This is a genomic window from Geodermatophilus sp. SYSU D01186 (assembly GCF_054050215.1).
Genome location: NZ_JBJGYW010000003.1, coordinates 177,136 through 203,271, shown reverse-complemented (window position 1 = coordinate 203,271; position 26,136 = coordinate 177,136). Strand labels below are relative to the sequence as shown.

The following is a 26,136-nucleotide window of genomic DNA, read 5'->3' as shown; positions in this document are numbered from 1 at the left end:
GGCAGGAGGTGGGCGTCATCTGATCGCGCACGACGAGAGGACGTCATGACCACCGAGGACACCCGGAAGGTCGCCGAGCTCATCAAGGGGGAGCGGTTCGGCTTCCTCACCACCGTCACGCCCGAGGGCAAGCTCACCAGCCGCCCCATGACGCTGCAGGAGGTCGAGTTCGACGGCGACCTGTGGTTCTTCGCCGAGCGGGGCACCGAGTGGCTGGCGCACGTCGCCGCCTCCCCGCAGGTCAACGTCGGCGTCGGGTCGGGCGGCACCTGGGTGTCCCTCACCGGGCACGCCTCGGTGGTGGACGACGTGGCGAAGAAGAAGGAGCTCTGGAACAGCGGCGTCGAGGCGTGGCTGCCCCAGGGGCCCGAGGACCCGACGTCCGTGCTGGTCCGGGTCGACGCCGACTCCGCGGAGTACTGGGACGCCCCGGGCGGCCGGCTGGCGACCGCGTTCAGCTTCGTGAAGGCCAAGGCCACCGGGCAGCGGATCGAGGCCGGCGACAGCGCCAAGGTCGACCTCTAGGCCCCCAGCACCGCCCGCGCCGCGCGCCGGCCCTCGAGCACCGCCTCGAGCACGGTGCGCGGCGCGATGACGTCCCCCGCCCCCACCGCGGCGCCCGGCACGGCGCCGGGCAGCAGGGCCGCGGCGTCGACCACGACGGCGCAGGGCAGGCGGCGTTCGGCGCCGGTCCAGCGGTCGGCGAGCACCGCCGCGCCGTCCTGGACCGCCCGGAGCACGCAGCCGGTCTCCCGGCGCACGCCGGCCCTCAGCAGCCGCGTGTTGGCCGGCGCGAGGTCACCGGCGAGCCGGACCCCCACGACCTCGTCCGGGGTGACCACCGTGACCTCACGGCCGGCGGCGGCGAGCAGCTCGGCCGCCCCCGTGCCGGCCGGCCCGCCGGCGGGATCATGCACGATGACCGGCCCAGGGGGAACGGCCCGCCCGGACAGGACGTCGGCGGCGGGCAGCACGCACGCGCCGTCCGCGACGGCGAACGCCGGCGGGCGGGGCCGGGCGCCGGTGGCGACGACGTCCCCGGCGTCCGCGGCGGCCCCGAGCTCGACGCGCACCCCGAGCCGCCGCACCTCCCGCTCCAGCCAGCCGGCGAGGTCGGCGAAGCGCGCCCGGCCCGGCAGCGCGGCGACCAGCGGCAGCGCACCGCCGAGCCGGCCGGACCGCTCGACCAGCCGGACGTCGGCCCCGGCACCGGCCAGCACGCGGGCCGCCTCCAGCCCCGCGGGGCCGCCGCCCACGACGGTCACCCGCCGGCCGGCACCGGACGGCACCCCGGCCGGCTCCTCGGTCTCGTGTCCGCTGGACGGGTCGGCGACGCAGCTGACCGGGGGGTTGCGGACGTCGAGCACCTGGCAGGCCTGGTTGCACAGCGTGCACGGGCGCACCGGGACGCCGGCCCGCGTCTTGGCGACCAGGTCGGCGTCGGCGATCTGCGCGCGGGTCATCTCCACGGCGTCCGCGGTCCCGTCGGCGAGTGCGGCCTCGGCGGCGGCGACGTCCACCACCGATCCCTGGAGCACCACCGGCGTGCCCCCCGCCGCGGATCGCACCGCCCGGGTGAGCGCGGTGTTGAACCCGGGCGCGGTGTGCCCGTCGGGCCGGTACGCCGAGGGCGCCAGGCCGCTGCCCCGGACGACGACCAGCAGGTCGACCACCGGGGCCAGCTCGGCGACGGCGACCACCGCGGTCTCCGGCGTGATGCCGGCCCACGGTGCCTGCTCGTCGCAGGACAACCGCAGCCCCAGCACGCGGCCGGGTCCGAGTTCCGCGCGGACGGCGGCGAGCACCTCGCGCAGCAGCCGCAGCCGGTCGGTGCCGTAGCCGTCGCTGCGGGTGTTGGTGAGGCCGGAGGCGAACTGGCGCAGGAGCGCGCGCGGGCCGGCGTCGACCTCCACGCCGTCGAGGTCCGCGGCGACCGCGGTGCGGGCGGCGGCCCGGAAGCCGGCGACGGCGGCGGCGATCCCGTCCGGCTCCAGCTCCGCCGGGACCTCGCGGGTGACGACGTCGGGGACGGCGGACGGCCCCCAGACCGCCGCCCGGGTGTGCGCGCTCGTGCCCTGCGCCCCGGTGTGCCCGAGCCCGGCCAGGACGAGCGCGCCGGAGGGCCGGCAGGCGGCGACGACGGCGGCCCAGCCGGGGCCGCAGTCGGCGGCCAGCGGGCTGCGCTCGTAGGGCCAGTCGTCCGCGTGCACCGACGCGGTCTCGGTGACGACGATCCCGCAGCCGCCGGCGGCCCGGCGGGCGTAGTACGCGGCGTGCCGGTCCGAGAGGGCACGCCCGCGGCCCAGGTTGGTCTCGTGCGGGCCGAACAGCACCCGGGAGGGCGCCGTCCGGCCCGCCAGGACCAGCGGCTCGAGGAGCCTCAGCGCAGGTCGAGCCCGGCCAGCGGCGACTCGTCGCAGATCTTCGCCGGCGGGATGCTCGGCATGCCCAGCAGCGTCGGCTGGCCGCGCACCGGGCCCTTGTGCGAGTGGTCGATGTGGCTCTTCGGCGTGACCAGGTCGAGGTCGCGCGCGGCCAGGGCGGTCTCGCCGTAGCCCTGCACGCACTCGGGGTCGGGGCCGTCCAGCGGCAGACCGGTGAAGAACTTCGCCGCCATGCAGCCGCCCCGGCAGGCGTCGAAGTGCGCGCACTTGGTGCAGGCGCCGCCGGTCTGCGGGCTGCGCAGGTCGGTGAAGAGCTCCGACTGCTGCCACACCCGCTGGAAGCCGCCCTCGTCGCGGACGTTGCCGGCGAGGAAGTTCTCGTGGATCGCGAACGGGCAGGCGTAGACGTCGCCCACCGGGTCGATCAGGCACACGACCCGGCCCGCGCCGCACAGGTTCAGCCCGGGCAGGGCCTCGCCGAACGCCGACAGGTGGAAGAAGGAGTCACCGGTCAGGACGTTGTCGCCGTTGGCCAGCAGCCAGTGGTAGAGCTCCTTCTGCTGCTGCTGGGTGGGGTGCAGCTCGTCCCAGACGTCGGCGCCGCGGCCGGACGGGCGCAGCCGCGTGATCCGCAGCTGGGCGCCGAAGGAGTCGGTCAGGGCCTTGAACTGGTCGAGCTGCCCGGCGTTCTCGCGGGTGACGACGACGGAGACCTTGAAGTCCTTCATCCCGGCCTCGGCCAGGTTCTCGAGCGCGCGGATCGCGGTGGCGTACGAGCCGGTGCCGCGGACGCGGTCGTTGACCTCGGCGGTCGCGCCGTCCAGGGAGATCTGCACGTCGACGTAGTCGGTGCGGGCCAGCTGCGCGGCGCGGGTCTTGTCCAGCTTCACGCCGTTGGTGGAGAACTTGACGCCGACGTCGTGGCCGATGGCGTAGTCGAGCAGGTGCCAGAAGTCCGGCCGGACGGTGGGCTCGCCGCCGCCGACGTTGACGTAGAAGACCTGCATCCGCTGGAGCTCGTCGATGACCGCCTCGGCCTCGGCGGTGGACAGCTCGCGGGGGTCCCGCCGTCCCGAGGAGGACAGGCAGTGCGCGCACGCCAGGTTGCACGCGTAGGTGAGCTCCCAGGTGAGGCAGATCGGCGCGTCCAGCCCGTACTCGAACTGGTCGATCAGCCGGCCGCCGACGGGGCGTTCGGGGGCGGGTGCGCGGGGCGGCAGGACGGCGGTCATGCAGAGGTCTCCCGTACTTCGATCATCTGCGAACGGGCGAGGTCGGCCAGCGCCTTGACGTAGGCGGGCCGCTGCGCCTCGGGCACCCCGCACGCGACGAGGGTGGCCTCGGCGCTGGGGTGGTCGGCCAGCGTCTCGACGACGGTGACCAGCGTCTTCGACTTGAGGAACGACAGCTTCCGGTTGCCGAAGTGGTAGACGAGCGCGCCGAACGGCTCGGGGCGCAGGGCCACCGAGCGGGCCCGGCGCCACGGCAGCGACGGGTCGAACGCGGGGGCGCCGGAGCCCGGCGGCGGAGCGGCGCCGGCGTCGCTCATCGGGTCAGCCGGCGCCGCGACGGGGACGTCGATCAGTACACCCCGCACATGCCGTCGATGGAGACCTCCTCGACGAGCGACTCCTCGACCAGGGTCTCCTCGGCGGCGGGCGCCTCGGCTGCCTGGGTGTCGGTGTTCTCGGGCACGGTGCCTCCTGTGATCGGGGTTACGAACGTGGCGTGGACGTTAGTGACACCCAGTGCCACGGGCAACACCGGGGGTCGGCCGCGGCCCGCAGGTCAGCGCGCCGGCGCGCGGTCCCGGTCGCCCCGTCCGGGGACGCGGCGCGGGGACGGGCCGGGAGAGCGCCCCGGTGCCGCAAGATGGACCCCGTGACCTCCGTCCTGCCCGACGCGCGCGCGGACACCCGTGCCCGGATCGAGGAGGCCGCCCTCGACCTGTTCGCCCGCACCGGGTTCGAGCAGGTCACCACCGACGAGATCGCCGACGCGGCCGGCATCAGCCGCCGGACGTTCTTCCGCTACTTCGCCACCAAGGCCGACGCGGTCTGGGGCGACTTCGCCTCCCACGTCGAGCGGCTCGACCAGCTGCTGGCGACCGCCCGGGCCGACCAGCCGGTGCTCGCCTCGATCTGCGCCGCCTATGTCGAGGTCAACGACTACTCCACAGCCGACCTGCCGATGCTGCGCCGGCGGATGGCCCTGATCCTGGGCGAGCCGGCGCTGCAGGCCCACTCGCAGGTGCGCTACGCCGACGTCGACCGGGTGGTGGCCGAGTACGTCGCCCGCCGCACCGGGGAGCGGCCCGACATGCTGCTCCCCCGGCTGGTGGCCACCACGACCCGCGCGGCCGCGACGACGGCGTTCGAGGTGTGGCTGGCCGACGGGACGACGTCCCTCGGCGACGAGCTGCACGCGGCGTTCGACCAGCTCGCCGCCGGCTTCCCCACCCTGCGCTCCGCCTGACCGCCCGTTCCACGTGGAACGGCGGGCGGCCCCGGCGCGGAGCCGGGGCCGCCCCCCGCTCAGTCGTCCGGCTCGGCGTCCCTGGTCGCCGCCGCGGCCTTGATGGGGTCGACGTCCGCCGTGTCCTCGCCCACGCAGAACTGGGTCATCATGTCGTGGTCCTCGTGCGTGAGGTTGTGGCAGTGGACCATGTACCGCCCGTGGTCGGCGGGGTAGGTGAGCTCCTCCGGCCGGCTGGCGGCGTCGTGGGAGTTCGGGTCGCCCGCGGGGTGGAACCGCATGAGCAGGTCCACCTTCTCGTTCTCCCCGGTGTAGACGACGTCCTTGGGGCCGCGCTCGTGCGCCGGCGGCGGGGCCCCGTTGCGGGCGACGATCTGGAAGTCCACGAGGTGGATGTGCAACGGGTGGAACCAGCCGCCGGAGCTGTTCTCGATGGTCCACAGCTCGGTGGCGCCGGGCTGCGGGTTGGCGAACTCCAGCGTGAACCCGGAGTCCTCGATGTCCTTCCAGGTGACGCCGCTGATCTCCCACTCCCCGTTGCTACGCTCCAGGCGCATCGTGCGCTTGATGGCGCCCTGGGTCGTCAGGCTCATCACGCCGCGGGCGGCGGTGGGGTCGAGCAGGTCGGGGACGGCGTTGTCCGTCGTCGGGCCGGTGTCCTCGAGGACCTCGAACTGCATGACCTTGTCGGTGTTGTCGTAGTCCGTGGCGTTGGGCACGCCCAGGTTCCTGAGCTGGACCTTCGCCCCCTTCGTGTACTTGGCGAAGTCGATGACCACCTCGTAGCGCTCGGCCATGCCGATGCGGAAGCCCTTGACGGTCTGCGGCGCCGGCATCAGGCCGCCGTCGGTGCCGATGACGGTCATCGGCGAGCCGTCGCTCAGGGCCAGCCGGAAGCCGCGCGAGATGGAGGCGTTGAGGATCCGGAACCGGTACTTACGCCGCTTGACCTGCATGTTCGGCCACGGGACGCCGTTGACGAGGACGACGTCACCGAAGGTCGACGAGTGGCTGTTGTCGTCGAACAGCAGCGCGCCGTTCGAGGTGAACGCCTTGTCGCCGAGCACCAGCGGGACGTCGAACTCGCCCTTGGGCAGGGGGAGTGCCCGCTCGACGGGGTCGGTGCTGACGTACATGGCGGCCAGGCCCATGTAGGCGTTCTCGGCCGTGTGGTGCACGCCGTGGTCGTGGTACCAGAGCGTGCGGGCGCTCATCCGGTTCTCGTAGACGTAGTCCTTCCACTCCCCCGGCTGCGTCATGTCGCTGGCGTAGCCGTCGTACTGCGGCCGCGACGGAGAGCCGTGCAGGTGGGTGGAGGTCCAGTCGCGGTACTTCATCGCGGGGTGGGTCTCCGGCAGCTTGTTGGCCTGCCGGACGACGGCGGTCTGGCCCTGCTGCACGCGGATCGTCGGCCCGGGCGTACCGCCGGCACCGCCGATGGTGTCGAAGTAGCCGAAGACCGGCGTCTTGTAGCCGGGGATGATCTCCGGGGTGAGCAGCCGCTGCTCGATCCGGTAGAACGCCGCGCCCGGATGGGCGGGGTTGGACCGCGCCTGCGCCACCGGCGGCGTCCTGAACGGCAGCGTGTAGGGCTTGGGCAGCTTGCTGGCGGCCAGCTGCGACACGGACTTCGCGCTGAGCACCGGGATGAACGGCAGGGACAGGGCGGCGGCGCCGAACGCGCCGACCTTGAGGGCGTCGCGGCGGGTGAGGTTGGCGGACACGAGTGCTCCTTCTGGCGTCCCCCGAACGGGTGGGCGGCGAGGAGACTCCGCTCGTTGCACAGCCCAACGACACCCGTGAGGTGGGGCGGGTCCACCGCCCTGTCCTGGGGGTCCGCCCCCCGCGGCGCGCCGCGCCCTCACCGATCGTGGAGCACCGGTGCCTGACGGCTGATCACAGCGGGCTCCCACGCGGCTCCCAGCCGGCTCCACCCGCGGCCGGCGCCGGCTGGCGCCGCGGCGGTCAGCCGGCGAGCCACTCCTCCAGCCCGGCCAGCAGCCGGTCGACGTCCGTGTCGTCGTTGTAGGGCGCCAGGCCCACGCGCAGGCCGCCGGTGTCACCCAGCCCGAGCCACCGGGAGGCCTCGATCGCGTAGAACGAGCCGGCCGGCGCGTTGACCCCGCGCTCGGCGAGGAACCGGTACGCGTCGGCGGCGTCCCGCCCCGCGAAGGTCATGAGCAGGGTGGGCGTGCGACGCCGCGCCCGCGACCGCAGCGTGACGCCGGGCAGCGCCCCCACCCCGTCCTCGATGCGCTCGCGCAGCCGGTCCTCGTGCTCCTCCAGCGCGGCCATCCCCGCCTCGAGCCGGGCCCGCCGGTTCCCCTCCGGCCCCCCGAGTCCGGCCAGGAAGTCGACCGCCGCGGTGGTGCCGGCGAGCAGCTCGTAGGGCAGCGTGCCGAGCTCGAACCGCTCCGGGACGACGTCGGTGGAGGGCAGCAGCTTGTCCGGGCGCAGCGTCTCCAGCAGCGCGGGCGCGGCGACGACGCAGCCGCAGTGCGGGCCCAGGAACTTGTACGGGGAGCAGGCGAAGAAGTCCGCGCCCAGGGCGGTGACGTCGACCGCGGAGTGCGCGGTGAGGTGCACGCCGTCGACGTACGTGAGCGCCCCCGCCTGGTGCGCGAGGGCGGTGATCGCGGCGACGTCCGGCCGCGTGCCGATGAGGTTGGACGCGCCGGTGACCGCGACCAGCCGCGTGCGGTCGGAGAGGACGGCGGCGACGGCCTCCGGGGCCAGCTCGCCGGTGGCCGGGTCGAACTCCGCCCACCGCACCGTCGCCCCGCGCGCCTGCGCCGCCTGCACCCACGGCCGTACGTTGGCGTCGTGGTCCAGCCGGGTCACCACCACCTCGTCGCCCGCGGCCCAGCCGGCCGACAGCACGCGGGAGAGGTCGTAGGTCAGCTGCGTCGCGCTGCGGCCGAAGACCACCCCGCCGGGGTCACCCGCGACCAGGTCCGCCACCGCCCGGCGCGCACCCAGGACCACGTCGTCGGCGTTCCGCTCGGCCTGCGTCACCCGTCCGCGGTTGGCGATCGGCGCGGTCAGGGTGGCCGAGACCGCCGCGGCCACCGACTCGGGGACCTGCGAGCCGCCCGGCCCGTCGAAGTGCGCGGTGCCGGCACGGAGGGCGGGGAAGCAGGCGCGGACGGCGTCGACGTCGTAGCTCACCGCGCCAGCATGCCGGTCGGGCGCCGTCGACCGCCGGACGGTGTGTGCACACACCGTGGTCCCGAGCGGCCGGAGACCACGACGTGTGCACATCCCGCGGTCAGCGGGCGGAGCGGACGATCCGGTCCGGGCGGACGACGACGGTGGTCGCCCGCGCCCGTCGCAGCCAGGCGGTGAGGACGCCGTCGACGTCGGCCACCACGACCTCCGGACCGCCCGCCGGACGCACCGCCACCCGCCCGGGGGCCAGCAGCCGCAGCCGCGCCGTCCCCGGGCCCAGGACGTCGTCCACCGGGCACCGCCGGCCGCCGGCGTCCACCGGGGCGCGTGGCAGCAGCGTGCCGGCCAGCCGCCGCCCGGGTCGCCCGCGGCGGGTGACCAGCGGACCGCGGCGCAGCGGCGGGGTGCGGCTGTCGGTGGCGAAGGCGGCGACCGCCGGCACGCGCCCGACCGCCGCCAGCACCGCCCGCCGCAGCACCGCGCCGCCGGCGCCGCCGCCGGTCATGAGCCGGCCGACGAGGACCGCCAGCCGCACCATCGCCCGGGCGTGCGGCGCACGCTCGGCCTGGTGGGTGTCGAGCAGCCGGTCCCGGGCCCCGTCGGTGAGCACCGCGGCGAGCTTCCAGGTCAGCTGGTGGACGTCGCGCAGCCCCAGGCCCAGCCCCTGGCCGATGAAGGGCGGGGTGAGGTGGGCGGCGTCCCCGGCCAGCAGGACCCGGCCGGCCCGCCAGCGGTCGGCGACCTGCGCCCGGTAGACGTACTCGGCCACGCGCACCACCTCCGCGCCGTCGGCGCCCGCGGGCGCCAGCAGCTCCGGCAGCCGTGCCGCCAGCCCCTCCCGGGTCTCTCCCGGCCGCATCCGGAACTCCCAGCGGTAGCGGTCGCCGGCGACCGGCATGAACGTCGCCGGCCGGTGCGGGTCGCAGACCTGGTGCACGCCCGGCCAGACCGGCAGCGGGGTGGCCGAGCGGAGGTCGGCCACGAGCCAGCGGTCGGCCGGGCCGAGGTCCCGCATGGCCGCCCCGATGAGCCGGCGCACCGTGCTGTTGGCGCCGTCGCAGCCGAGCACCGCGGCCGCGGTCACCTCCGACGGCGCGCCGCCGGCCCGGTCGCGCACGGTGACGCCGCCGTCCCCGGTCAGGCCCACCACCTCCGCACCGGTGCGCAGGGTGATCCCCGGCGTCGCCCGGACGGCGGCCAGCAGCACCTCCTCCAGGTCGGGCTGGTGGAACATCGACCCCTGCGGCCAGCCGTGCGCCCCGGCGGACGGCGAGCGGCGGAACTCCGCGAGGGTGCGCAGCCGGCCGTCGAGCAGCCGCAGCCCGCTCATCGGCCGGCTGAGCTGCAGGAACGCCTCGGCGACCCCCGCGTCGGCCAGCGCCCGCAGCGCCTCGTCGTCCAGGTGCACCGCGCGCGGCCGGGCGTAGGGCGCCGGCTGCCGCTCGAGGACGACGACCGGCAGCCCGCGGCGGGCCAGCAGCAGCGCCGCGGTCAGACCCACCGGGCCGGCGCCGACGACGACCACCGGCCCGCCTGTCACGGCGCCACTCTCCCAGCGGGCGGAAGTCGGGGTAGCGGAAACGTTGCACCTCCCTTCCCCTTGGTGTGAGCCACGCCATAACGTGCCGGTCACGGTCATGCGTCGTGCATGCGCGAGTGCCCTCGACGACGAGGGCGACGAGGAGGTCACTGTGCCCGTGAACACCCGCGGCGCGATCCTGCGCTCCGCTCCTGGCAAGTGGGAGGTCACCGACCTGGTCGCGGACGACCCGCGCCAGGGCGAACTCCAGGTCAAGGTCGCGGCGTCCGGCCTGTGCCACTCCGACGACCACATCGCCACCGGCGACATGCAGGTCGGCCACTACCCGTTCCTCGGCGGCCACGAGGGAGCCGGCGTCGTCACCGCCGTCGGCCCCGGCACGCCCGGGTTCAAGGAGGGCGACCACGTCGTCTTCTCGTTCCTGCCCGGCTGCGGCCGCTGCCGCTACTGCGCGAACGGTCAGCAGTACATCTGCGACTCCGGCGCCAACCTGCTGATCGGCTCGCGCTGGGACGACGCGGAGAGCTTCCGCATCCAGACCTCCGACGGCACGGCGGTCGGCCAGATGTGCGGCCTGGGCACCTTCGCCGAGGTGACGACGGTCGACGTCCGCTCGACGGTGAAGATCCCCGACGACATCCCGCTGGAGGTCGCCTGCCTCGTCGGCTGCGGCGTCGGCACCGGCTGGGGCACCGCGGTGCAGGCCGGCGAGGTGAAGGCCGGCGACACGGTGATCGTCATGGGCATCGGCGGCATCGGCATCAACGCGGTCCAGGGTGCCTCGCACGCCGGGGCGAGCCACGTCATCGCCGTCGACCCGGTGGCGTTCAAGCGGGAGAAGGCCCAGGAGTTCGGTGCGACGCACGCCTTCGGCAGCATCGAGGAGGCCGCCGACTTCGCGCGCAGCGTCACCAACGGCCAGGGCGCGGACAAGGCGCTGGTCACCGTGGGCATCCTGAAGGGCGAGCACGTCGCCCAGGCGTTCGACGCGATCGGCAAGGGCGGCCGCGTCGTCATCACCGGGCTCGGCGACCTCACCGACGTGGGCATCCCGATCAACCCGAGCATGCTGGCGCTGTTCACCAAGGAGATCCGCGGCGCCCTGTTCGGCGACCAGAACCCCAGCGCCGACATGCTGAAGATGCTCCGCCTCTACCAGGAGGGGAAGCTCAAGCTCGACGAGCTGATCACCACCCGGTACAAGCTCGACGACATCAACCAGGGCTACGAGGACATGCACAACGGCAAGAACATCCGCGGCGTGATCATCCACGACTGAGGACGGAACACACCGGGGCGCTCCCTGCGGGGAGCGCCCCGGTCGCGCGTCACCCACCCCACGAGGAGAACCGTGAGCACCACCACCGCCCGGCGGCTCGACGTGACCGGCATGGTCCGGGTCGCCCGTGAGCGGGTGGTCGCCCGCCTGCGCGAGGCCGAGGTCGTCGCCGCCGCGCTGTCGGCCGGACGCAACGTCCTGCTGGAGGGCCCGCCCGGCACCGGCAAGACGACCCTGCTGCGCTCGCTGGCCGACGGCGCCGGCGTCCCGCTGGTGCTGGTGGAGGGCAATGCCGAGCTCACCCCGACCCGGCTGGTCGGCCACCACGACGCCTCGCGGGTGCTCACCGAGGACTACCGCGCCGAGAACTTCGTGCCCGGGCCGCTCACCCGCGCGATGACCGACGGCGCGATCCTCTACGTCGAGGAGTTCAACCGGGTGCCCGAGGAGACGATGAACGTCCTCCTCGGCGTCCTCTCCGAGCGCGAGATGCACGTGCCACGGTTCGGGCGGGTGAGCGCCCGTCCGACGTTCCGGCTGGTCGCGGCGATGAACCCGTTCGACGCCGTCGGCACGGCACGGGTCACCCCCGCGCTCTACGACCGCTCCTGCCGGGTGGCGATGGGCTACCAGGACGAGGAGGCCGAGCTCTCCGTCGTCACGACCGCCACCGACGGACCCGCGCCCCTGGTCGCCCAGGCGGTGCGGACCGTCCGGATCACCCGCGACCACCCCGAGCTGCGGATCGGCTCCTCGGTGCGCGGCGCCATCGACACCGTGCTCATCGCGCTGGAGCTGGCGACCGTCCGCGGGCACGAGGGCATCGAGGAGTCCACCGGCCTGGACGCCGCCCTGGCCGCCCTCACCGGCAAGGTCACCCTCGCCGACGGCACCGCCCGCGCGGTGGAGGACGTCGTCGCCGACATCTGGCGCCGGGCGGGTGAGGAGCTGGGAAAAGACTGACGCCCGAGGAGCCGGGCGACCCCGCCGACGCGGCCGACCCGGCCGATCCGCCGCCACCACCCCCGCCGGGGCCGGGCGGCCTGCACGACCCACCCGGACGCCGGCCGCCGCAGCCCACGCCGGTGGAGGACCCCGACGACGTCGAGCAGGTGCTCAAGCAGCACGCCGCGCGCAAGGCCGGCCGCGACGAGCTGGCCCGGGCGCACCCGGACTTCCGGCAGGTCTCCCCGCAGCTCGGTGAGCTCGACGAGGAGGCGATGGCCGACCTCACCGCCCGGGACCCCGACGCCGCGAACCGGCTGCTCACCGCGATGGGCCGGGCCTTCGACCCCGGGCTGCGCGCGGCCGCCCGCGCCCTGGCCTGCCGGCTGCCGGTGGGCACCCCGCGGGCCGGCGTCCCCGACCGCCCGGGCACCCGCCGGGTGGTGACCCGCCGCGACGACACCGGCAGCGACATCGACCTCGACGCGACCCTCGTCGCCCGGGGCGCGGAACCGCACTGGCGGGCCGAGCACCTGCACACCCGTGGCTGGCGTTCCACCGGCCGGGCCTGCGTGCTGCTGGTGGACGCCTCCGGCTCGGTGGCCGGGGACGAGCTGTCGGTCGCCGTCCTCACCGCCTCGGCGCTGGCCCAGCGGATGCGGCCGGGCGACGAGCTGGCCGTGGTGGCGTTCTGGTCGCAGGCGGTGGTGCTGCGGCCGCTGTCCACCGACCCGCGCACCGACGTCGTCATCGACCGGCTGTTCGACCTCGACGGCGGTGGCACCACCGACCTCGACCTCGGCCTGCGCACCGCCGCCGTCCAGCTGGCCCGCTCCCGCGCCGCGGCCCGTGACGTGCTGCTGCTCTCCGACGGCATGCCGACCGACAGCCCCGACCCGCTGCCCGCCGCCGGCGCGCTGGCCCGGGCCGGCGCCCACCTGCACGTGCTCTCGCTGTCGGACGACCCGGAGTCGGTCGCCAACTGCGCCGCGCTCGCGGCCGCGGGCGACGGCCGGGTCGCCCCGCTGCTCAAGCCGACGCAGGCCCCGGCCGCGGTGCGGGCCGTCCTGGGCTAGGGGCCGGTCGACGCGGTCGGCGCACCGGCTCCACGGCGTCCCCCGCGCGGGCCGGGTCGAGGGGGACGGCGGAGGTGAGGACCGCCGGCCCGAGCCTCAGCACGCCGTCGGACAGCGCCGCGCAGCGGACCCCGCCGCGCCCCCGCAGCCCCCGGTGCGCCCCGGGCGCGAGGACGACGTCCATCCACCCGCACGGGTTCGCCGGCCGGCCCCCGCGCAGCCGCACCGGCCCCGAGCCGGTGTCGAGGGCGAACTCCTGGCCGCGCAGCGCCTCCACCTCGGCGCCCCGCAGGACGACGGTGCGCCGGGCCAGCAGCGGGTCGAACGGCGCCACGCCGAGCTCGGCGGCCAGCGCCTCCAGGCCCTCGACGGCGAGCACGGTCAGCTGGGCGTCGCGGTGAGCGGGCCGGCCGGCGTAGCGATCACCCACCACCCCGTACCCGGCGCGCACCGCGATCTCCGCGCGGTGGTCGTCGTCCACCGTCGGGACCCCGCCGCCGGGGCGTCCGCCGTAGCGGTGCACCGGGGAGGCGAGCAGCGCGACGACCTCGACGTCGTAGCGGTACGGGAGGGGCGTCAGCGGGCCGGCCCGGCGTCGAGCAGCCCGTACGCGCGGGCCTCGTCGACGTCGAGCAACCTCCCGGCGCGCATGTCGGCGGCGACCTCCTCGACCGGACGACCGCACGCGGCGGCCAGCCGCTCCTGCAGCCGGCGCAGCTGCCGCACGTGCTCGGCGGCCCAGGCCTCCACCTCGTGGCCGGGCACGCCGCGCGGCGCCCGCGGCTCGACCAGCCGGAAGCTCGCGTGCGCCCCGGCCTGCCGGGAGTCGGCTACGGCCAGCACGGCGAGTGCGGGGCCGGTGAGGGTGCCCAGCGACGTGGCGTGCACGGGCGCGCCCACGAGGTCGAGGGCGTCGACGAGGGTGAGGGCGCCGTCGAGGTCCGCGCCGACGCCGGACAACCGCAGGTGGACCGGTCCGTCACCGGTGGCGTCGAGCAGGGCGAGCTCGGCCACGGCCTGGTTCACCGCGTCGGCGTCCAGCTCGCCGGCCAGGGGAATCACGCGCTGCTCGAGCAGTCGCTCGGTCAGCCAGTCCGCCCCGCCGAGGACGACGGTGGCCGACGCCGACGAGGGGCCGGGCACCGGCGGCCGCGCCTCCGGCTGCCAGGGGGTGCGGGGCCACTCCGGCGTCCGCGGGGGGAACGGCGGGTCGGGAGGACCGGGCGGCACGGGTGGCCAGGTGGCACGGGTCATGACGGCTCCTCGGACGGTCGGACCTGCCAGTCGACGGTGCGGCCCAGCGCGGCCGCGTAGCGCTCCAGCGTGGACAGCCGCGCGTCGAGCTCACCGCTCTCCAGCCGGGCGACCGCCGACTGCGACGTCCCCATGCGCGCGGCGACGTCGGTCTGGCTGAGGTCGCTCTCCCGGCGGGCGCGGACGAGCTCCTCGATCAGCTCGCGCCGGCGGTCGGCGAGGTCCTCCAGGCCCGGGAACCGGCTGCGGCGCGGTGGCACACCAGCAACGGTATACCTGTTCCGCTATAGCGGGGAGCCCCGACGGCGTCTAGCGGTCGGCGGTCTTGTGGATCGGGCCCTCGATGCCGGTCAGCCGCTCGCCGGAGCCACCCCAGCGCCCGGCGATGATCTCCGCGGCGATGGAGATCGCCGTCTCCTCCGGGGTGCGGGCCCCGAGGTCCAGCCCGATGGGCGAGGAGAGCCGCGCCAACTCCTCCTTGGCCAGCCCCGCCTCCTCCAGCCGCGCCAGCCGCTCCTCGTGGGTGCGCCGGGAACCCATCGCGCCCACGTAGGCGACCGGGATCCGCAGCGCGACCTCCAGCAGTGGGACGTCGAACTTGGGGTCGTGGGTGAGCACGCACAGCACGGTGCGCTCGTCGATGCGGCCGGCGTCCACCTCGGCCTGCAGGTAGCGGTGCGGCCACTCCACGACGACCTCGTGCGCGTCGGGGAAGCGCTTGGGGGTGGCGAACACCGGGCGGGCGTCGCAGACGGTGACCCGGTAGCCGAGGAACGCCCCCACCCGGGCCACGGCGGCGGCGAAGTCGATGGCGCCGAAGACGACCATCCGGGCCGCCGGGGCGAAGGCGTTGACGAACAGCGACAGGTCGTCGCCGCGCCGCTCGCCGTCGTGGCCGACGTGCATCATCCCGGTCCGGCCGGCGGCGAGCATGCCGCGGGCGTCTGCGGCGACGGCGTCGTCCAGGCGCTGCAGGCCGAGGGTGCCCGAGGCGCGGTCGGGCCAGACGACCAGCCGCCGGCCCACCCGGTCCTCCGGGCCGGCGACGCAGGTGACGACGGCGACCGGCTCGTGCGCGGCCACGGACTCGGCGATCTCCCCGAGCTCGGGGAACGACTCGCGGGAGACCCGCTCCACGAAGACGTCGAGGATGCCGCCGCAGGTCAGGCCCACGGCGAAGGCGTCGTCGTCACTGACCCCGTACCGCTCCAGCGTCGGGACGCCGGTCTCGACGACGTCCTTGGCCTCCTCGTAGACCGCGCCCTCGACGCAGCCGCCGGAGACGCTGCCCACGGCGGTGCCGTCCGGGCCGACCAGCATGGACGCGCCCGCCGGCCGTGGGGCCGAGCGCCAGGTGGCCACCACGGTGCCCATGCCGACGGTCTCCCCCGCCTGCCACCAGCCGACCAGGTCCTCGAGCACGTCACGCATCGCTGCCTCTCCTCCGAGTGGAGTGTGGGAGTGCAGGAAACCTGCACCGTGGCACTCCGCTCAACACCTCAGGCACGCGAGATCACTCCCGCGAGCTCCTCGAACGCCGCCATGCTGTGCCCCGCGACGAAGTGGTCGACCGACGGCAACGCCGCCTGCATGCCGGCCGTGAGCGGCTCGTAGCCCTCCCGGCCCTTGTGCGGGTTGACCCACACGACCGCGTGGGCCAGCCGGTGCAGCCGCGCCATCTGCTCGGCCAGCACCTCGGTGCCGCCACGCTCCCAGCCGTCGCTGCACACGACGACGACCGCCCCGCGGGCAGTGCCGCGCTGCCCCCACCGGTCGAGGAACGCCTTGAGCACGTCGCCGAGGCGGGTGCCGCCCGACCAGTCCGGGATGGCGGCACCACTGGCGGCCAGCGCCTTGTCGGGGTCGCGCATCCGCAGCTCCCGCGTCACGCGGGTCAGCCGGGTGCCGATCGTGAACACCTCGGTCGCCGCGGGGTGGGCGCGGACGGCGGCGTGCCCGAACCGCAGCAGCGCGTCGGCGTAGGGGCTCATCGAGCCGGAGACGTCGACCAGCAGGACGACGCGGCGCGGGCGGGGCCGGGCGCGGCGGTGCAGCAGCCGGGTGACCTCGCCGCCGTCGTGCAGGGCGCGGCGCACGGTGCGGGAGGCGTGCACCGTCCCGTGCGCGCTGGGCCGCCGCCGCCGCGACGGGCGCATCGGCGAGGCCGGGACGAGCAGGGCGAACAGCCGGCGCAGGTGGTCCCGCTCGGCGACGCTCATCTCGGCGACGTCGCGGTGGCGCAGCACCTCGTCGGCGCTCGCCGTCCCGGCCAGCTCCGGCGGCTGCTCCCCGTCGTCGCTGTGCCCGGTACCGGGCTCCAGCGGTGCGGTCGTGGCCAGCTGCTGCTCCGGCCGGCCCGCCGAGCGGGTCGGCCGCGGCGCCTCGCCGCCGAAGTACGCGGCGAAGGCGGCGTCGTAGCGCTCCAGGTCGTCCGGTCCGCCGCACAGGGTGAGCCGGCCGGCCCAGTACACGTCGGTCGCGTCGAGGACGTCGAGCGCCCCGACGGCGGCCAGCATCGCCTCGACCCGGTCGGGCGAGGCGGTCACCCCGGCGTGCCGGAGGGTGCGCGCGAAGCCCAGGACCGTGTCGACGACGTCGCGCGACGGCTGCACCCCGACGGCCCCGCCCCGAGTTCGCGAGGGGGAAGGGAGACGGGGCCCTTCCTCAGCTGCCACCGAAGAGCGCCCCCCGGGCCAGGGCGTGCACGCGGTCGGCGTCCTCCCGGTACTTGAGCACCGCACCCAGCGTGCGCGCGGCGATGTCGGGGTCGAGGTCGCGGGCGCCGAGGGTCTGCAGCGCGGTGGCCCAGTCCATGGCCTCGGCCACGCCGGGCGGCTTGAGCAGGTCCAGCGTGCGCAGCTTCGCCGTCGCCCGGGCCACCTCGCGGGCCAGCTGCTCGGTGACCTCCGGCAGCCGGCGCCGCAGGATCGCGACCTCGCGGTCGAAGTCGGGGTGCTGCAGCCAGTGGTAGAGGCAGCGCCGCTTGAGGGCGTCGTGCACCTCGCGGGTGCGGTTGGACGTGAGGATGACCAGCGGCGGGGTGGCCGCGCGGATGGTGCCCAGCTCCGGGATGGAGATGGTGAAGTCCGAGAGCACCTCGAGCAGGAACGCCTCGAACTCGTCGTCGGCGCGGTCGACCTCGTCGACCAGCAGTACGGACGGCGAGTCCTCCAGAGCCTGCAGCAACGGGCGGGCCAGCAGGAACCGGCGGTCGTAGAGGGAGGCCTCCAGCGTCTCGGTGTCGCCGGTGGCGTGCGCGGCCTCCGCGGCCCGCAGGTGCAGCAGCTGCCGGCCGAAGTCCCAGTCGTAGAGCGCCTGGCTGGCCTCCAGGCCCTCGTAGCACTGCAGCCGGTACAGCGGGCGGCCGGTCACCTGGGCCAGCGCCTGGGCCAGCGCGGTCTTGCCGACGCCGGCCTCCCCCTCGAGGAACAGCGGCCGGTGCATCGCCAGGGCGAGGTAGGCGGCGGTGGCCAGCCCCTCGTCGGGCAGGTACCCGGTGCCCTCCAGGGCCGCGGCCAGGTCCTCGGGGCCGGTGAAGCCCTCGCGCGGGGCGGACACCGGCTCCAGCGTGGTCTCACTCACGTACTGAGCATCCCACCTGCGGTGTCCGGGCGACGGGCGGTCGTCCGGATGGCGCCCTCCACGCGACGGCGCCCGCCCGGGCGAGCCGGGCGGGCGCCGTTCGGGGCGGTCGGGTCAGCCGATCCGGCCGTCCCGGTCACGGTCCAGGGCGTCCTTGGCCTTCTCCTTGAGGCTGCGGTCGTCACGGCCGGTCACGTCGTCCCGGACGCCGGTGCCCGCGGTGCCGCCGTCCACGTCGATCCGCTCCTTGCGGACGTCGGCGTTGACGGTCTCGGTGTCGGTGACCGTCTCCTTGTCGAGGCGCACGCGCTCGACGGGGACGGCCTGCTTCTCCACGACCGGACGCTCGGCGTGCAGCGTGACCTCGTGCTCCTCCTCGGAGATCGCGGGGCCGTCCATCGCGTTGCCGATGTTGGCGTCGGTGATCGGCTCGCGCTCGACCCGGACCTCCTCGCGGGAGACCGGCACCGTCTCGGTCTGGTTCTCGGTCACGACGTACTTGCGCAGCCGGGCGCGCCCGACCTCCTCGCGGCGGGTGCCGACGTCGAGCCGCTCCTCCGAGCGCGTCATCGCGTTGTCCGTCGTGGGGCCGGAGGTGTCGCGGCCGACGGCGGGGCGGGTGTCGGTGTGCCGGGCGTGGCCGGCGTCGGTGCCGGTCAGGTCCCGGTCCCGGTCGGTCAGGTCACGGTCCCGGTCGGTCATCCCGGTGGTCGCCATGCCGGTGGTCGACTCGGTCCGGGTGTCGGTGCGGCCCGTCCCGGCCGTCCCGGCGCTCGACTCCAGGTTGTAGTACCGGTAGAGCTCCTGCTCCTCCTGCGGCGAGAGGTGCCCGTCGGTGTCGATCTTCGGGGCGTCCTTGACGGCGCTCTTGCTCACCGGTACCCGGAGCCCGTCATCGGTCAGGTCCGCGTCCCGGATCGGGACGAAGGACTCCTTGGTGCCGAACAGGCCGGTGCGCACGGTGACCCACTCGGGCTGGCCGGTCTCGTCGTCGAGGTAGACCTCCGACGCCGATCCGATCTTCTCGCCGGACTGGTCGTAGACGTCCTTGCCGATCACACGGCTGATGGTCTCGGTACCGATCATCGTCGTTCGTCGCTCCCATCTGAGCACGGGGTGTCACGGTCACCTGATGGGTGACCGGGGCCGGGCCGACGAAACGAGACCGGTCACACGACACGCCCGGAGAGCGCACACGCACCCATCGGAGTCGACAGCCGCCATGCCCCCAGGTGGACCGTCCCCGCAGGTCAGGAGCCGATAGATGGCGCGCAACCGGATCGCCCGACGCCGCCGGGCGAGAGAGTGACTCTCCGCGATCGCCGCACCGCCGGGCGTGTCGCGTCACCCACCGTCCCGGCGCGTCGCCGCCGCCCTCCGGGGTGCGGCTGCTCATCCTGGACGGCGTGCCTCCCCGCTCGCCGTACGACGACCTGGTCCACCCGCGCACCGTGAAGAAGCCGCCGCCGCAGGTGGAGGCGCTCCGGGACGTCGTCGTCGAGGACCCGAGCAGCGGGTTCGTCGGCGCCGTCGTGCGCTGCGAGAAGGACGTCGTCCACCTCGAGGACCGCTTCGGGAAGGTCCGCGCCTACCCGCTGGGCCCCGGCTTCTGGGTCGACGGCCGCCCGGTCGTGCTCGTCCGGCCGAAGCAGAACGCCCCGTCCGGCCCGCAGCGCAGCGCCTCCGGCTCCACCTACGTCGTCGGCGCGCGCGCCCGGGTCGCCCGCGAGGGCCGCATCTACGTCGAGGGCAAGCACGACGCCGAGCTGGTGGAGAAGGTGTGGGGCCACGACCTGCGCATCGAGGGCGTCGTGGTCGAGCCGCTGCACGGCGTCGACGACCTGCCGGCCATCGTCCGCGACTTCCGCCCCTCCTCCGGACGGCGCCTGGGCGTCCTCGTCGACCACCTGGTGACGGGCTCCAAGGAGTCGCGGATCGCCGACCAGGTCACCGGCGCGCACGCGCTGGTCGTCGGCCACCCGTTCATCGACATCTGGCAGGCGGTCAAGCCGCAGGTGGTCGGGATCAAGGCGTGGCCGACCGTGCCCAAGGGCGAGTCGTGGAAGGAGGGGGTCTGCCGGCGGCTGGGCTGGGAGGACGACACCGGCTACGTGTGGGCCCAGCGCATCCTCGCCCGGGTGCGCACGTGGACCGACCTGGAGCCGGCGCTGATCGGGCGGGTCGAGGAGCTCATCGACTTCGTCACCACCGACTGAGCGGAGCACTCCGCCGCGCAGAACGCGTCCCCGGCGCTCCGCAGGGTCTTGCCGCGGCGCGGGGCACGCGCCATTGTCTCATTCATCTGAGTCAATGGGAGTGTCCGTGAGCCTGCTCGTCCTGCTGCCGGTCCTCGCCGGGATGGCCACCGTGGTCGCCACCGGCCTGCTCCGCCGCTCGCCGCCCAGCCGGGAGCAGACGGTGGCCACCGCCCGGCGGCACGCCCGGTACGGCTCCGCCGCCGCGCTCGGAGCCGGGGCGGCCGCCGCGCTGTGGGTGGGGACGACGCGCCTCGGCGACCCCTCCCCCGGCAGCCTGGGGGTCACCGCGCTCCTGGTCCCGATCGTGTTCGGCGTCGTCCACACCGTGGTCCTCGCCCTCGCCGAGCTGACGTGGCCGCGGCCCGCCGGCACGGTGCGCCGGGCCCGGCTGGAGCGCCGCGGTCTGCTCGACGCGGCGCCCCGGTGGCTGGTCCGCGGAGCCGGCATCGCGGCGGGGGTGGTGCTGCTGACCGTCGTCGCCGGCGCCGTCACCGCGGCACCCGACGGCCGCAGCCTCCTGGTCGAGGCCCCACCCGTCACGGCCACCGCGAGCCCGTTCCCCGGGCCCGTCTACGGGCTGCCGGCCGCCCTCGGGCTGCTCGTGCTGGCCGCCGCGACGGCCGCGACGCTGTGGATCGTCGCCAGCCGCCCGGCCGTGGCGACCGAGGACGCGCGGGCCGAGGCCGCGCTGCGGTCCGCGTCGGCGCACCGGGTGCTGCGCGGGGCCACCGCGACGACGCTCGTGGTCGCCGGCGGGTTGCTGGCCACCGCCGGCAGCGCGGTGTGGAGCGTGTCCACCTCGACCGGGCACCCGGTGCTCGGCGTCCTCGGGATCGGCCTGGGCGGCTGCGGGGTCAGCGCCCTGCTGGCCGGGGCGGTGGTGGCCTGTGTCCGGGCACCCGGCGTCCCGGCGGACCGGCCGGTGGCCACCTGACCGCCATGGCCCTGGACATCACGGTCGACGTCGCGGCCGCGACGCCGCCGTACGAGCAGATCCGCCGGCAGATCGCCGCCTACGTCGACGCCGGGCTGCTGGCCGAGGGTGCCCGGCTGCCCACCATGCGGGCCCTGGCCGCCGACCTGGGCGTGGCGGTCGGCACGGTGGGGCGGGCCTACGCGGAACTGGAGGCCGCGGGGCTGGTGGCCAGCCGGCGCCGCACGGGCACGGTCGTCACCGGCCGCCCGAAGGCCCCGGCCGAGGAGGAGCTGCGCCGCGCCGCCGCCGACCTCGCCGCCCGGGCCCGCGCGGCGGGTGTGGACGGCGAGACGGTGCTGGCGATCGTGCGGGCGGCCCTGCTCCGCACGGGCTGAGTGGAGTCGCTCGAGTGCGGGGACCGCTCCCGAGCGACTCCACCAGGGTCAGCCGGGGACGTAGTTGAAGGTGTCCGGGTCCGGGCCGGTGCGCTCGCCGCGGTCCAGGCCGGTGAGGGCGGCCATGGCCGAGTCGTCGAGCTCGAAGTCGAACAGCGCGAAGTTCTCCTCGACCCGCGAGCGGGTGACCGACTTCGGGAAGACGACGTCCCCGCGCTGGATGTGCCAGCGCAGCACCACCTGGGCCGGCGTGCGGCCCAGCTGCTCGGCGATCGCGGTGATGGCCGGGTCGCCGAGCACCTTGCCCTGGGCGATCGGCGACCACGCCTCGGTCACGATCTGGTGCTCGGCGCCGAACGCCCGCAGCTCCTCCTGCGCGAGGTAGGGGTGCACCTCGATCTGGTTGACCGCCGGGCGCACGTCGGTCTCGGCGAACAGCCGCCGCAGGTGGGTGGCGGTGAAGTTGGAGACGCCGATCGCGCGGCACCGCCCGCCGGCGTAGATCTCCTCCATCGCCTTCCACGTCTCGACGTAGTCGACGTCGATGCCGGGCAGCGGCCAGTGGACCAGGAACAGGTCGAGGTGGTCGGTGCCGAGGTCGGCCAGCGTCTGGTCGAAGGCGCGCAGCGCGTCGTCGCGGCGGTGCGCGGCGTTGCTCAGCTTGCTGGTGATGAAGACCTCGTCGCGGTCGACGCCGGCGTTGCGGATGCCCTCCCCGACGCCCTTCTCGTTGCCGTACATCTCCGCGGTGTCGATGTGCCGGTAGCCGACCTCGAGCGCGGCGGCGACCGCGTCGGCGGTGTCCTCGGGCGGGACCTGGTAGACGCCGAACCCGAGCTGCGGGATCTCGACACCGTTGTTGAGCCGGATCGTGGGCACGGTTGCCACGGGTGCTCCTCTCGACGGATGGGGGCGCCGCGCGCGACCGGACGGCGCGCAGCCTGCCGCGGCGAGGGCTACCCGGCCGTCTCCCGCTCAACCCGGCGGCTTCCACCATGCGGCAGCGCGTCGTCCACCCGGCGCAGGAACGGCGACCCGCCGAGGGCCAGCAGCGCGGCCAGCGCCGCGGCGAGGGCCGGGACGGCGAAGGCCGCCTCCGCGCCCCACGCGTCCACGGCCGCACCGGCCAGCGCCGACCCGGCCGTGACGCCGAGGGTGAGCCCCGTGATCGTCCAGGCCAGCGACTCGGTGAGGACGCCGGGCGCCACGCGGGACTCCACCAGCGACGTCCCCGAGACCAGCACCGGCGCGATGGTGAGGCCGGCGAGGAAGCCGCAGCCGATGAGCACCGGCAGCGAGCCCACGCTCCACAGCAGCTGCGCGGCCAGCCCGAAGGCGACCGCCGTCCCGACGAAGCGGGCAGCGAGCGTGCCGGGCAGCCGGGCCAGGCCGTAGACGAGGCCGGCGACGAGGCTGCCGCCGGCGAAGACGGCCAGCGCCGCGCCGGACAGGGCCTGCGCCCCCTCCGCCTCGGCGAACCCGACGACCACGACGTCGATCGCGCCGAACACCGTGCCGACCGCCAGGTACGTGACGACGACGACCAGCAGCGTCGGCGTGAGCACCGACCACCGCCGGGACGGCGCGGTCGCGTCGACCGGGTGGACGGGGGGCTCGGTGGCCCGCTGGGCGGCCAGCCACAGCCCGCCGACGACGCCGAAGCCGACGCCGGTGAGGAACCCGACCGGTGGGGCGATCAGCGTGGCCAGGAGCGTGACCAGCGGCGGGCCGAGCACGAAGACCACCTCGTCGGCCACCGCCTCGAAGGCGTAGGCCGTCTGCCGGGAGACCGGGTCGAGGACCGCCGACCACCGCGCGCGCACCAGCGAGCCGATGTTGGGACCGCAGGCGCCGGCCACCGCGGCCAGCAGGAACCAGCTCCACCGCGGCCCACCGGCGACGACGGAGACGACGAACGCGACGCCGGTGAGGAGGAACGCGGCCATGGCCAGGCGGAGCACCGTCCCCTGGCCGCGGCGGTCCATGGCGCGGGCCCACTGGGGGCCGGCCAGGCCGTAGCTGAGCGCCAGCGTGCCCGAGACGGCACCGGCGACGCCGTAGCTGCCGGTCTCGCCCTCCACGAGCAGCACGGCGCCGAGACCGAGCATGGGCGCCGGGAGCCGGCCGACCCAGCCGGCGAGGGAGAAGGCCACCGAGCCGGGCACGGTGAACAGACGGGCGTACGGACCGAAGACGGTGCGGGGCGACACGGGACTCTCGCGCTTCCTGGCCACGAGCGAGTGCGGGGCTGCCCGCCGGTCTCTCGGGTGGCCCGGAGACGGTAGCAACGACCGCCGACGCCGCGCCGCCGGTTTCCGCGCGCGAGCCGCGTGTCCCGGGGCCACTGCATGAAGCTTCATGCACTCTGTGTGAGCGACCGCACACGCGGACGCACCGCCTCCCGAAGGAGCCCCGTGTCCGCGACCTCCCGCCCGCGCCTGCTGTGCGCCGCGCTGCTCGCCCTGGCCGTCTCGCTCGCCCCCGGCACCGCCGCCGCGAAGGGCGGTGACGACGCCGCCTCCGTCGAGGACGGCGGCGGAGGCGAGGCCGCCGGCGGCAGCGGCGACTTCGCGGTCACGGTCAACGGCCGCACCACCGACCCCGCCGCCGGGCGGGAGGCCCGCCTGCGGGACGTCACGCCCACCGGTCCGATCGCCGTCACGGGCCGGCACGTCACCTTCACCATCGACCCGGCCACGCTGGGCGTCCACCGGTACACCCTCACCGGCGCCCCGGACCCGCAGCGCATGGTCACCGCCCCGACCGTCGTCTTCGCCTCGAAGGTGCCGCAGCTGACCGCCGCCCAGCTGCGCGGCGTCCGCCTCACCGAGCTGCGACTGCGCGACGGCGTGGTCGTCGCCGAGTTCGCCACGGCGGGCGGCAAGCTGAAGGTGCAGGCGAAGGACGCCCCGCAGGGCGGCATCTTCCAGATGGAGCAGGAGTTCGGCGGCCCCGTCGAGTACGTGCACACCCTCGGCCCGACGCTCTTCTACTTCGTCAACGAGTTCACCGGGAAGGTGAACTTCGGGGACGGCGTGACCGGCGACGCGACGCACCAGATGCTGCTCGGCAAGGACAGCCCCCAGGTGGCCACGAAGCTCGCCCAGGACGGGACGACGAGCCGGTGGTCGGTGGCCTCCGGCGGCCGGATGGGCGGCGTCCTCGGCGAGGACGCCATCGAGCTGTCGGCGGGCGCCACCGACTGCACCAGCGACTGCCAGGCCCGCAACCGCATCCAGGGCTCGGTGCCGGTGCCGCCGGAGCCGGTGGACCCCACCCCGATCGGCTGACCGCACTCCACCCGACGGGGGCGACCGGGACACCGGCCGCCCCCGTCGCACGTCAGCACGGCGGCGCGGTGTCGCCGTCGGCCACTACATTCGAGGGGTGACCTCGACGAGCCCGCTGCCCGACCCGGTGCTGCGCCGTCCCGACCCGGTGCCCGGCACCGGCGGGCTGGTCGACCGGCACGGCCGGGTGGCCACCGACCTGCGCGTGTCCCTGACCGACCGCTGCAACCTGCGCTGCACCTACTGCATGCCGCCCGAGGGGCTGGACTGGCTGCCCAAGGTGGAGGTGCTGACCGACGACGAGATCGCCCGGCTGGTCCGCATCGGCGTGGAGCGCCTCGGCATCCGCGAGGTCCGCTTCACCGGCGGCGAGCCGCTGCTGCGCCCGGGCCTCGTGGGCATCGTCGCGGCAGCCACCGCGCTGCGGCCGCGCCCCGAGGTCAGCCTGACGACGAACGCGATCGGCCTGTCCCGGGTCGCGCCGGCGCTGGCCGAGGCCGGGCTGGACCGGATCAACGTCAGCCTCGACACCCTCGACCGCGACCGGTTCAAGCAGCTCACCATGCGCGACCGGCTCGACGACGTGCTGGCCGGCCTCGCCGCCGCCCAGGCCGCCGGCCTCACCCCGGTGAAGGTCAACGCCGTGCTCCTGCACGGCATGAACGACGTCGACGCCGTCCCGCTGCTGGACTTCTGCCTGGAGCACGGCTACCAGCTGCGCTTCATCGAGCAGATGCCGCTGGACGCCCACCACGCCTGGACCCGCGGCCGCATGGTCACCGCCGAGGACATCCTCGAGCGGCTGTCGGCGGCGCACACCCTCACCCCGGACACCGAGGAGCGCGGCTCGGCCCCCGCCGAGCGGTGGCTGGTCGACGGCGGCCCGGCGACCGTCGGCGTCATCGCCTCGGTGACCCGCTCCTTCTGCGGCACCTGCGACCGGACCCGGCTCACCGCCGACGGGCAGGTCCGCAACTGCCTGTTCGCCCGCGAGGAGTCCGACCTGCGGACGCCGATGCGGGAGGGCGCGACCGACGAGGAGCTGGCCGACCGCTGGCGGATCGCCACGCTCGGCAAGCTGCCCGGGCACGGCATCGACGACCCGAGCTTCCTGCAGCCCTCGCGCCCGATGTCGGCGATCGGCGGCTGAGCCCGTGAGCCGACAGCGCGTGAGCATCGCAGCGAGCTCTGCGAGCGAGGGGCGGAGCGAGCGCGGAGGCGAACCATGAGCACCGGGAGCGACGTCACCGTCCGCTACTTCGCCGGGGCCCGTGCCGCCGCCGGCGTGGACACCGAGACCCGCACCGCGGGCACCCTCGAGGAGCTCGTCGGGCAGATCATCGACGCGCACGGGGAGCGGCTGGAGCGGGTGCTCACCGCCTGCAGTTTCCTGGTCGACGGAACGCAGACCCGGGACCGCGCGTTGGTCCTGGAACCCGGGGCGGTCGTCGACGTGCTGCCCCCGTTCGCCGGAGGATGATCCCGCCCCCGTGAAGGCGCTGCCTCACCATCGCAAGCCCCCCGAACTGCCGCTGACCGGACGCGCCGCCGCGCGCCGGCACGCTCCCGGCCCC

Annotated in this window: 27 protein-coding genes; 11 read left to right on the top strand and 16 right to left on the bottom strand. The window is 75.3% G+C overall.

Annotation, left to right across the window (positions count from 1 at the left end):
- The first annotated feature begins 45 nt into the window (after window positions 1-45).
- A complete protein-coding gene (locus ACI784_RS03700) occupies window positions 46-525 on the top strand; it encodes a pyridoxamine 5'-phosphate oxidase family protein (RefSeq protein WP_456922009.1) in 480 nt (159 codons plus the stop codon).
- Here the strand turns inward: ACI784_RS03700 and ACI784_RS03695 are convergent.
- From ACI784_RS03695 to mftA, 4 genes are read right to left on the bottom strand one after another with little or no spacing between them, the layout of a single operon-like run.
- Window positions 522-2,366 carry a mycofactocin system FadH/OYE family oxidoreductase 1 gene (locus tag ACI784_RS03695; protein ID WP_457012555.1) on the bottom strand — a complete coding sequence of 615 codons (1,845 nt, stop codon included), beginning with the start codon at window positions 2,364-2,366 and terminating at the stop codon, window positions 522-524. The genes ACI784_RS03700 and ACI784_RS03695 overlap by 4 nt on opposite strands.
- 14 nt (window positions 2,367-2,380) lie before the next feature.
- Entirely contained in the window at window positions 2,381-3,616 is a 1,236-nt protein-coding gene (gene mftC / locus ACI784_RS03690) for a mycofactocin radical SAM maturase (RefSeq protein ID WP_456922008.1), read from the bottom strand.
- The gene (mftB, locus tag ACI784_RS03685) at window positions 3,613-3,933 is read right to left on the bottom strand and encodes a mycofactocin biosynthesis chaperone MftB (protein ID WP_456922007.1); all 321 of its coding nucleotides are present in this window, start codon (window positions 3,931-3,933) and stop codon (window positions 3,613-3,615) included. The genes mftC and mftB overlap by 4 nt, the downstream gene beginning before the upstream one ends.
- A gap of 32 nt (window positions 3,934-3,965) precedes the next feature.
- Entirely contained in the window at window positions 3,966-4,079 is a 114-nt protein-coding gene (mftA, locus tag ACI784_RS03680; protein ID WP_456922006.1) for a mycofactocin precursor MftA, read from the bottom strand.
- 186 nt (window positions 4,080-4,265) lie between these two features.
- On the opposite strand from mftA, the gene mftR reads away from it, so the two are divergent.
- Window positions 4,266-4,859: a mycofactocin system transcriptional regulator gene (mftR, locus tag ACI784_RS03675; RefSeq protein WP_456922005.1), complete on the top strand. Its 594-nt coding sequence runs from the start codon at window positions 4,266-4,268 to the stop codon at window positions 4,857-4,859.
- Window positions 4,860-4,918: 59 nt separating this feature from the next.
- Here the strand turns inward: mftR and ACI784_RS03670 are convergent, their stop codons facing one another.
- The 3 genes from ACI784_RS03670 to ACI784_RS03660 all read right to left on the bottom strand — a co-directional run bounded on the left by ACI784_RS03670 (window position 4,919) and on the right by ACI784_RS03660 (window position 9,567).
- Window positions 4,919-6,583 carry a multicopper oxidase family protein gene (locus tag ACI784_RS03670; RefSeq protein ID WP_456922004.1) on the bottom strand — a complete coding sequence of 555 codons (1,665 nt, stop codon included), beginning with the start codon at window positions 6,581-6,583 and terminating at the stop codon, window positions 4,919-4,921.
- Between the two features lie 241 nt (window positions 6,584-6,824).
- Window positions 6,825-8,027: a cysteine desulfurase-like protein gene (locus ACI784_RS03665; RefSeq protein ID WP_457012531.1), complete on the bottom strand. Its 1,203-nt coding sequence runs from the start codon at window positions 8,025-8,027 to the stop codon at window positions 6,825-6,827.
- Window positions 8,028-8,127: 100 nt separating this feature from the next.
- A complete protein-coding gene (locus ACI784_RS03660; protein WP_457012530.1) occupies window positions 8,128-9,567 on the bottom strand; it encodes a bifunctional 3-(3-hydroxy-phenyl)propionate/3-hydroxycinnamic acid hydroxylase in 1,440 nt (479 codons plus the stop codon).
- 151 nt (window positions 9,568-9,718) lie between these two features.
- On the opposite strand from ACI784_RS03660, the gene ACI784_RS03655 reads away from it, so the two are divergent.
- The 3 genes from ACI784_RS03655 to ACI784_RS03645 all read left to right on the top strand — a co-directional run bounded on the left by ACI784_RS03655 (window position 9,719) and on the right by ACI784_RS03645 (window position 12,867).
- Window positions 9,719-10,846: an NDMA-dependent alcohol dehydrogenase gene (locus ACI784_RS03655; protein WP_456922001.1), complete on the top strand. Its 1,128-nt coding sequence runs from the start codon at window positions 9,719-9,721 to the stop codon at window positions 10,844-10,846.
- Window positions 10,847-10,918: 72 nt separating this feature from the next.
- Entirely contained in the window at window positions 10,919-11,809 is an 891-nt protein-coding gene (locus ACI784_RS03650; protein WP_456922000.1) for an AAA family ATPase, read from the top strand.
- A 122-nt stretch (window positions 11,810-11,931) separates the two neighbouring features.
- Entirely contained in the window at window positions 11,932-12,867 is a 936-nt protein-coding gene (locus ACI784_RS03645; RefSeq protein WP_456921999.1) for a vWA domain-containing protein, read from the top strand.
- On the opposite strand, the gene ACI784_RS03640 is transcribed toward ACI784_RS03645, so the two are convergent.
- The 7 genes from ACI784_RS03640 to ACI784_RS03610 form a co-directional block, all read right to left on the bottom strand.
- Complete coding sequence (locus ACI784_RS03640; protein WP_457012529.1) at window positions 12,821-13,348, bottom strand: molybdenum cofactor biosysynthesis protein; 528 nt, start codon at window positions 13,346-13,348, stop codon at window positions 12,821-12,823. The two genes, ACI784_RS03645 and ACI784_RS03640, sit on opposite strands and share 47 nt — an antisense overlap.
- A gap of 95 nt (window positions 13,349-13,443) precedes the next feature.
- The gene (locus ACI784_RS03635) at window positions 13,444-14,121 is read right to left on the bottom strand and encodes a ClpP family protease (protein ID WP_456921997.1); all 678 of its coding nucleotides are present in this window, start codon (window positions 14,119-14,121) and stop codon (window positions 13,444-13,446) included.
- Window positions 14,118-14,381 carry a helix-turn-helix domain-containing protein gene (locus tag ACI784_RS03630; protein ID WP_457012528.1) on the bottom strand — a complete coding sequence of 88 codons (264 nt, stop codon included), beginning with the start codon at window positions 14,379-14,381 and terminating at the stop codon, window positions 14,118-14,120. Before ACI784_RS03630 ends, ACI784_RS03635 begins: the two co-directional genes overlap by 4 nt.
- Before the next feature lie 49 nt (window positions 14,382-14,430).
- Window positions 14,431-15,552 carry an XdhC family protein gene (locus tag ACI784_RS03625; protein ID WP_456921995.1) on the bottom strand — a complete coding sequence of 374 codons (1,122 nt, stop codon included), beginning with the start codon at window positions 15,550-15,552 and terminating at the stop codon, window positions 14,431-14,433.
- 68 nt (window positions 15,553-15,620) lie between these two features.
- The gene (locus tag ACI784_RS03620) at window positions 15,621-16,733 is read right to left on the bottom strand and encodes a vWA domain-containing protein (protein WP_456921994.1); all 1,113 of its coding nucleotides are present in this window, start codon (window positions 16,731-16,733) and stop codon (window positions 15,621-15,623) included.
- Window positions 16,734-16,785: 52 nt separating this feature from the next.
- Window positions 16,786-17,703, bottom strand: coding sequence for an AAA family ATPase (locus ACI784_RS03615; protein ID WP_456921993.1), 918 nt, complete (start codon window positions 17,701-17,703; stop codon window positions 16,786-16,788).
- Between the two features lie 114 nt (window positions 17,704-17,817).
- The gene (locus ACI784_RS03610) at window positions 17,818-18,789 is read right to left on the bottom strand and encodes a DUF2382 domain-containing protein (protein ID WP_457012527.1); all 972 of its coding nucleotides are present in this window, start codon (window positions 18,787-18,789) and stop codon (window positions 17,818-17,820) included.
- Between the two features lie 320 nt (window positions 18,790-19,109).
- Here ACI784_RS03610 and ACI784_RS03605 point away from each other — a divergent pair, with 320 nt between their 5' ends.
- The 3 genes from ACI784_RS03605 (at window position 19,110) to ACI784_RS03595 (ending at window position 21,272) form a co-directional block, all read left to right on the top strand.
- Window positions 19,110-19,919 (top strand): DUF3097 domain-containing protein, encoded by an 810-nt coding sequence (locus tag ACI784_RS03605; RefSeq protein ID WP_457012526.1) that lies wholly within the window; start codon window positions 19,110-19,112, stop codon window positions 19,917-19,919.
- Window positions 19,920-20,025: 106 nt separating this feature from the next.
- Window positions 20,026-20,895 (top strand): hypothetical protein, encoded by an 870-nt coding sequence (locus tag ACI784_RS03600; RefSeq protein WP_457012525.1) that lies wholly within the window; start codon window positions 20,026-20,028, stop codon window positions 20,893-20,895.
- 5 nt (window positions 20,896-20,900) lie between these two features.
- Entirely contained in the window at window positions 20,901-21,272 is a 372-nt protein-coding gene (locus tag ACI784_RS03595; protein ID WP_456921989.1) for a GntR family transcriptional regulator, read from the top strand.
- Between the two features lie 48 nt (window positions 21,273-21,320).
- Here the strand turns inward: ACI784_RS03595 and ACI784_RS03590 are convergent, their stop codons facing one another.
- Window positions 21,321-22,160, bottom strand: a complete 840-nt coding sequence (locus ACI784_RS03590) for an aldo/keto reductase (RefSeq protein WP_457012524.1) — start codon at window positions 22,158-22,160, stop codon at window positions 21,321-21,323.
- Window positions 22,161-22,228: 68 nt separating this feature from the next.
- Window positions 22,229-23,482 (bottom strand): MFS transporter, encoded by a 1,254-nt coding sequence (locus ACI784_RS03585; protein ID WP_456921987.1) that lies wholly within the window; start codon window positions 23,480-23,482, stop codon window positions 22,229-22,231.
- Window positions 23,483-23,686: 204 nt separating this feature from the next.
- Between ACI784_RS03585 and ACI784_RS03580 the strand changes: the two genes are divergently transcribed.
- The 3 genes from ACI784_RS03580 to ACI784_RS03570 all read left to right on the top strand — a co-directional run bounded on the left by ACI784_RS03580 (window position 23,687) and on the right by ACI784_RS03570 (window position 26,042).
- Window positions 23,687-24,562, top strand: a complete 876-nt coding sequence (locus ACI784_RS03580) for a hypothetical protein (protein WP_457012523.1) — start codon at window positions 23,687-23,689, stop codon at window positions 24,560-24,562.
- A gap of 97 nt (window positions 24,563-24,659) precedes the next feature.
- Window positions 24,660-25,712 (top strand): GTP 3',8-cyclase MoaA, encoded by a 1,053-nt coding sequence (moaA, locus tag ACI784_RS03575; protein WP_456921985.1) that lies wholly within the window; start codon window positions 24,660-24,662, stop codon window positions 25,710-25,712.
- A 75-nt stretch (window positions 25,713-25,787) separates the two neighbouring features.
- A complete protein-coding gene (locus ACI784_RS03570) occupies window positions 25,788-26,042 on the top strand; it encodes a MoaD/ThiS family protein (RefSeq protein WP_457012522.1) in 255 nt (84 codons plus the stop codon).
- Window positions 26,043-26,136: the final 94 nt, after the last annotated feature.

What these genes read in the sequence shown, in the direction of transcription:
- ACI784_RS03610 (WP_457012527.1), bottom strand. Translation starts at nt 18,789, where the DNA reads ATGATCGGTACCGAGACCATCAGCCGTGTGATCGGCAAGGACGTCTAC.
- ACI784_RS03625 (WP_456921995.1), bottom strand. Translation starts at nt 15,552, where the DNA reads ATGCGTGACGTGCTCGAGGACCTGGTCGGCTGGTGGCAGGCGGGGGAG.
- ACI784_RS03700 (WP_456922009.1), top strand. Translation starts at nt 46, where the DNA reads ATGACCACCGAGGACACCCGGAAGGTCGCCGAGCTCATCAAGGGGGAG.
- ACI784_RS03595 (WP_456921989.1), top strand. Translation starts at nt 20,901, where the DNA reads ATGGCCCTGGACATCACGGTCGACGTCGCGGCCGCGACGCCGCCGTAC.
- mftC (WP_456922008.1), bottom strand. Translation starts at nt 3,616, where the DNA reads ATGACCGCCGTCCTGCCGCCCCGCGCACCCGCCCCCGAACGCCCCGTC.
- mftB (WP_456922007.1), bottom strand. Translation starts at nt 3,933, where the DNA reads ATGAGCGACGCCGGCGCCGCTCCGCCGCCGGGCTCCGGCGCCCCCGCG.
- ACI784_RS03570 (WP_457012522.1), top strand. Translation starts at nt 25,788, where the DNA reads ATGAGCACCGGGAGCGACGTCACCGTCCGCTACTTCGCCGGGGCCCGT.
- ACI784_RS03635 (WP_456921997.1), bottom strand. Translation starts at nt 14,121, where the DNA reads ATGACCCGTGCCACCTGGCCACCCGTGCCGCCCGGTCCTCCCGACCCG.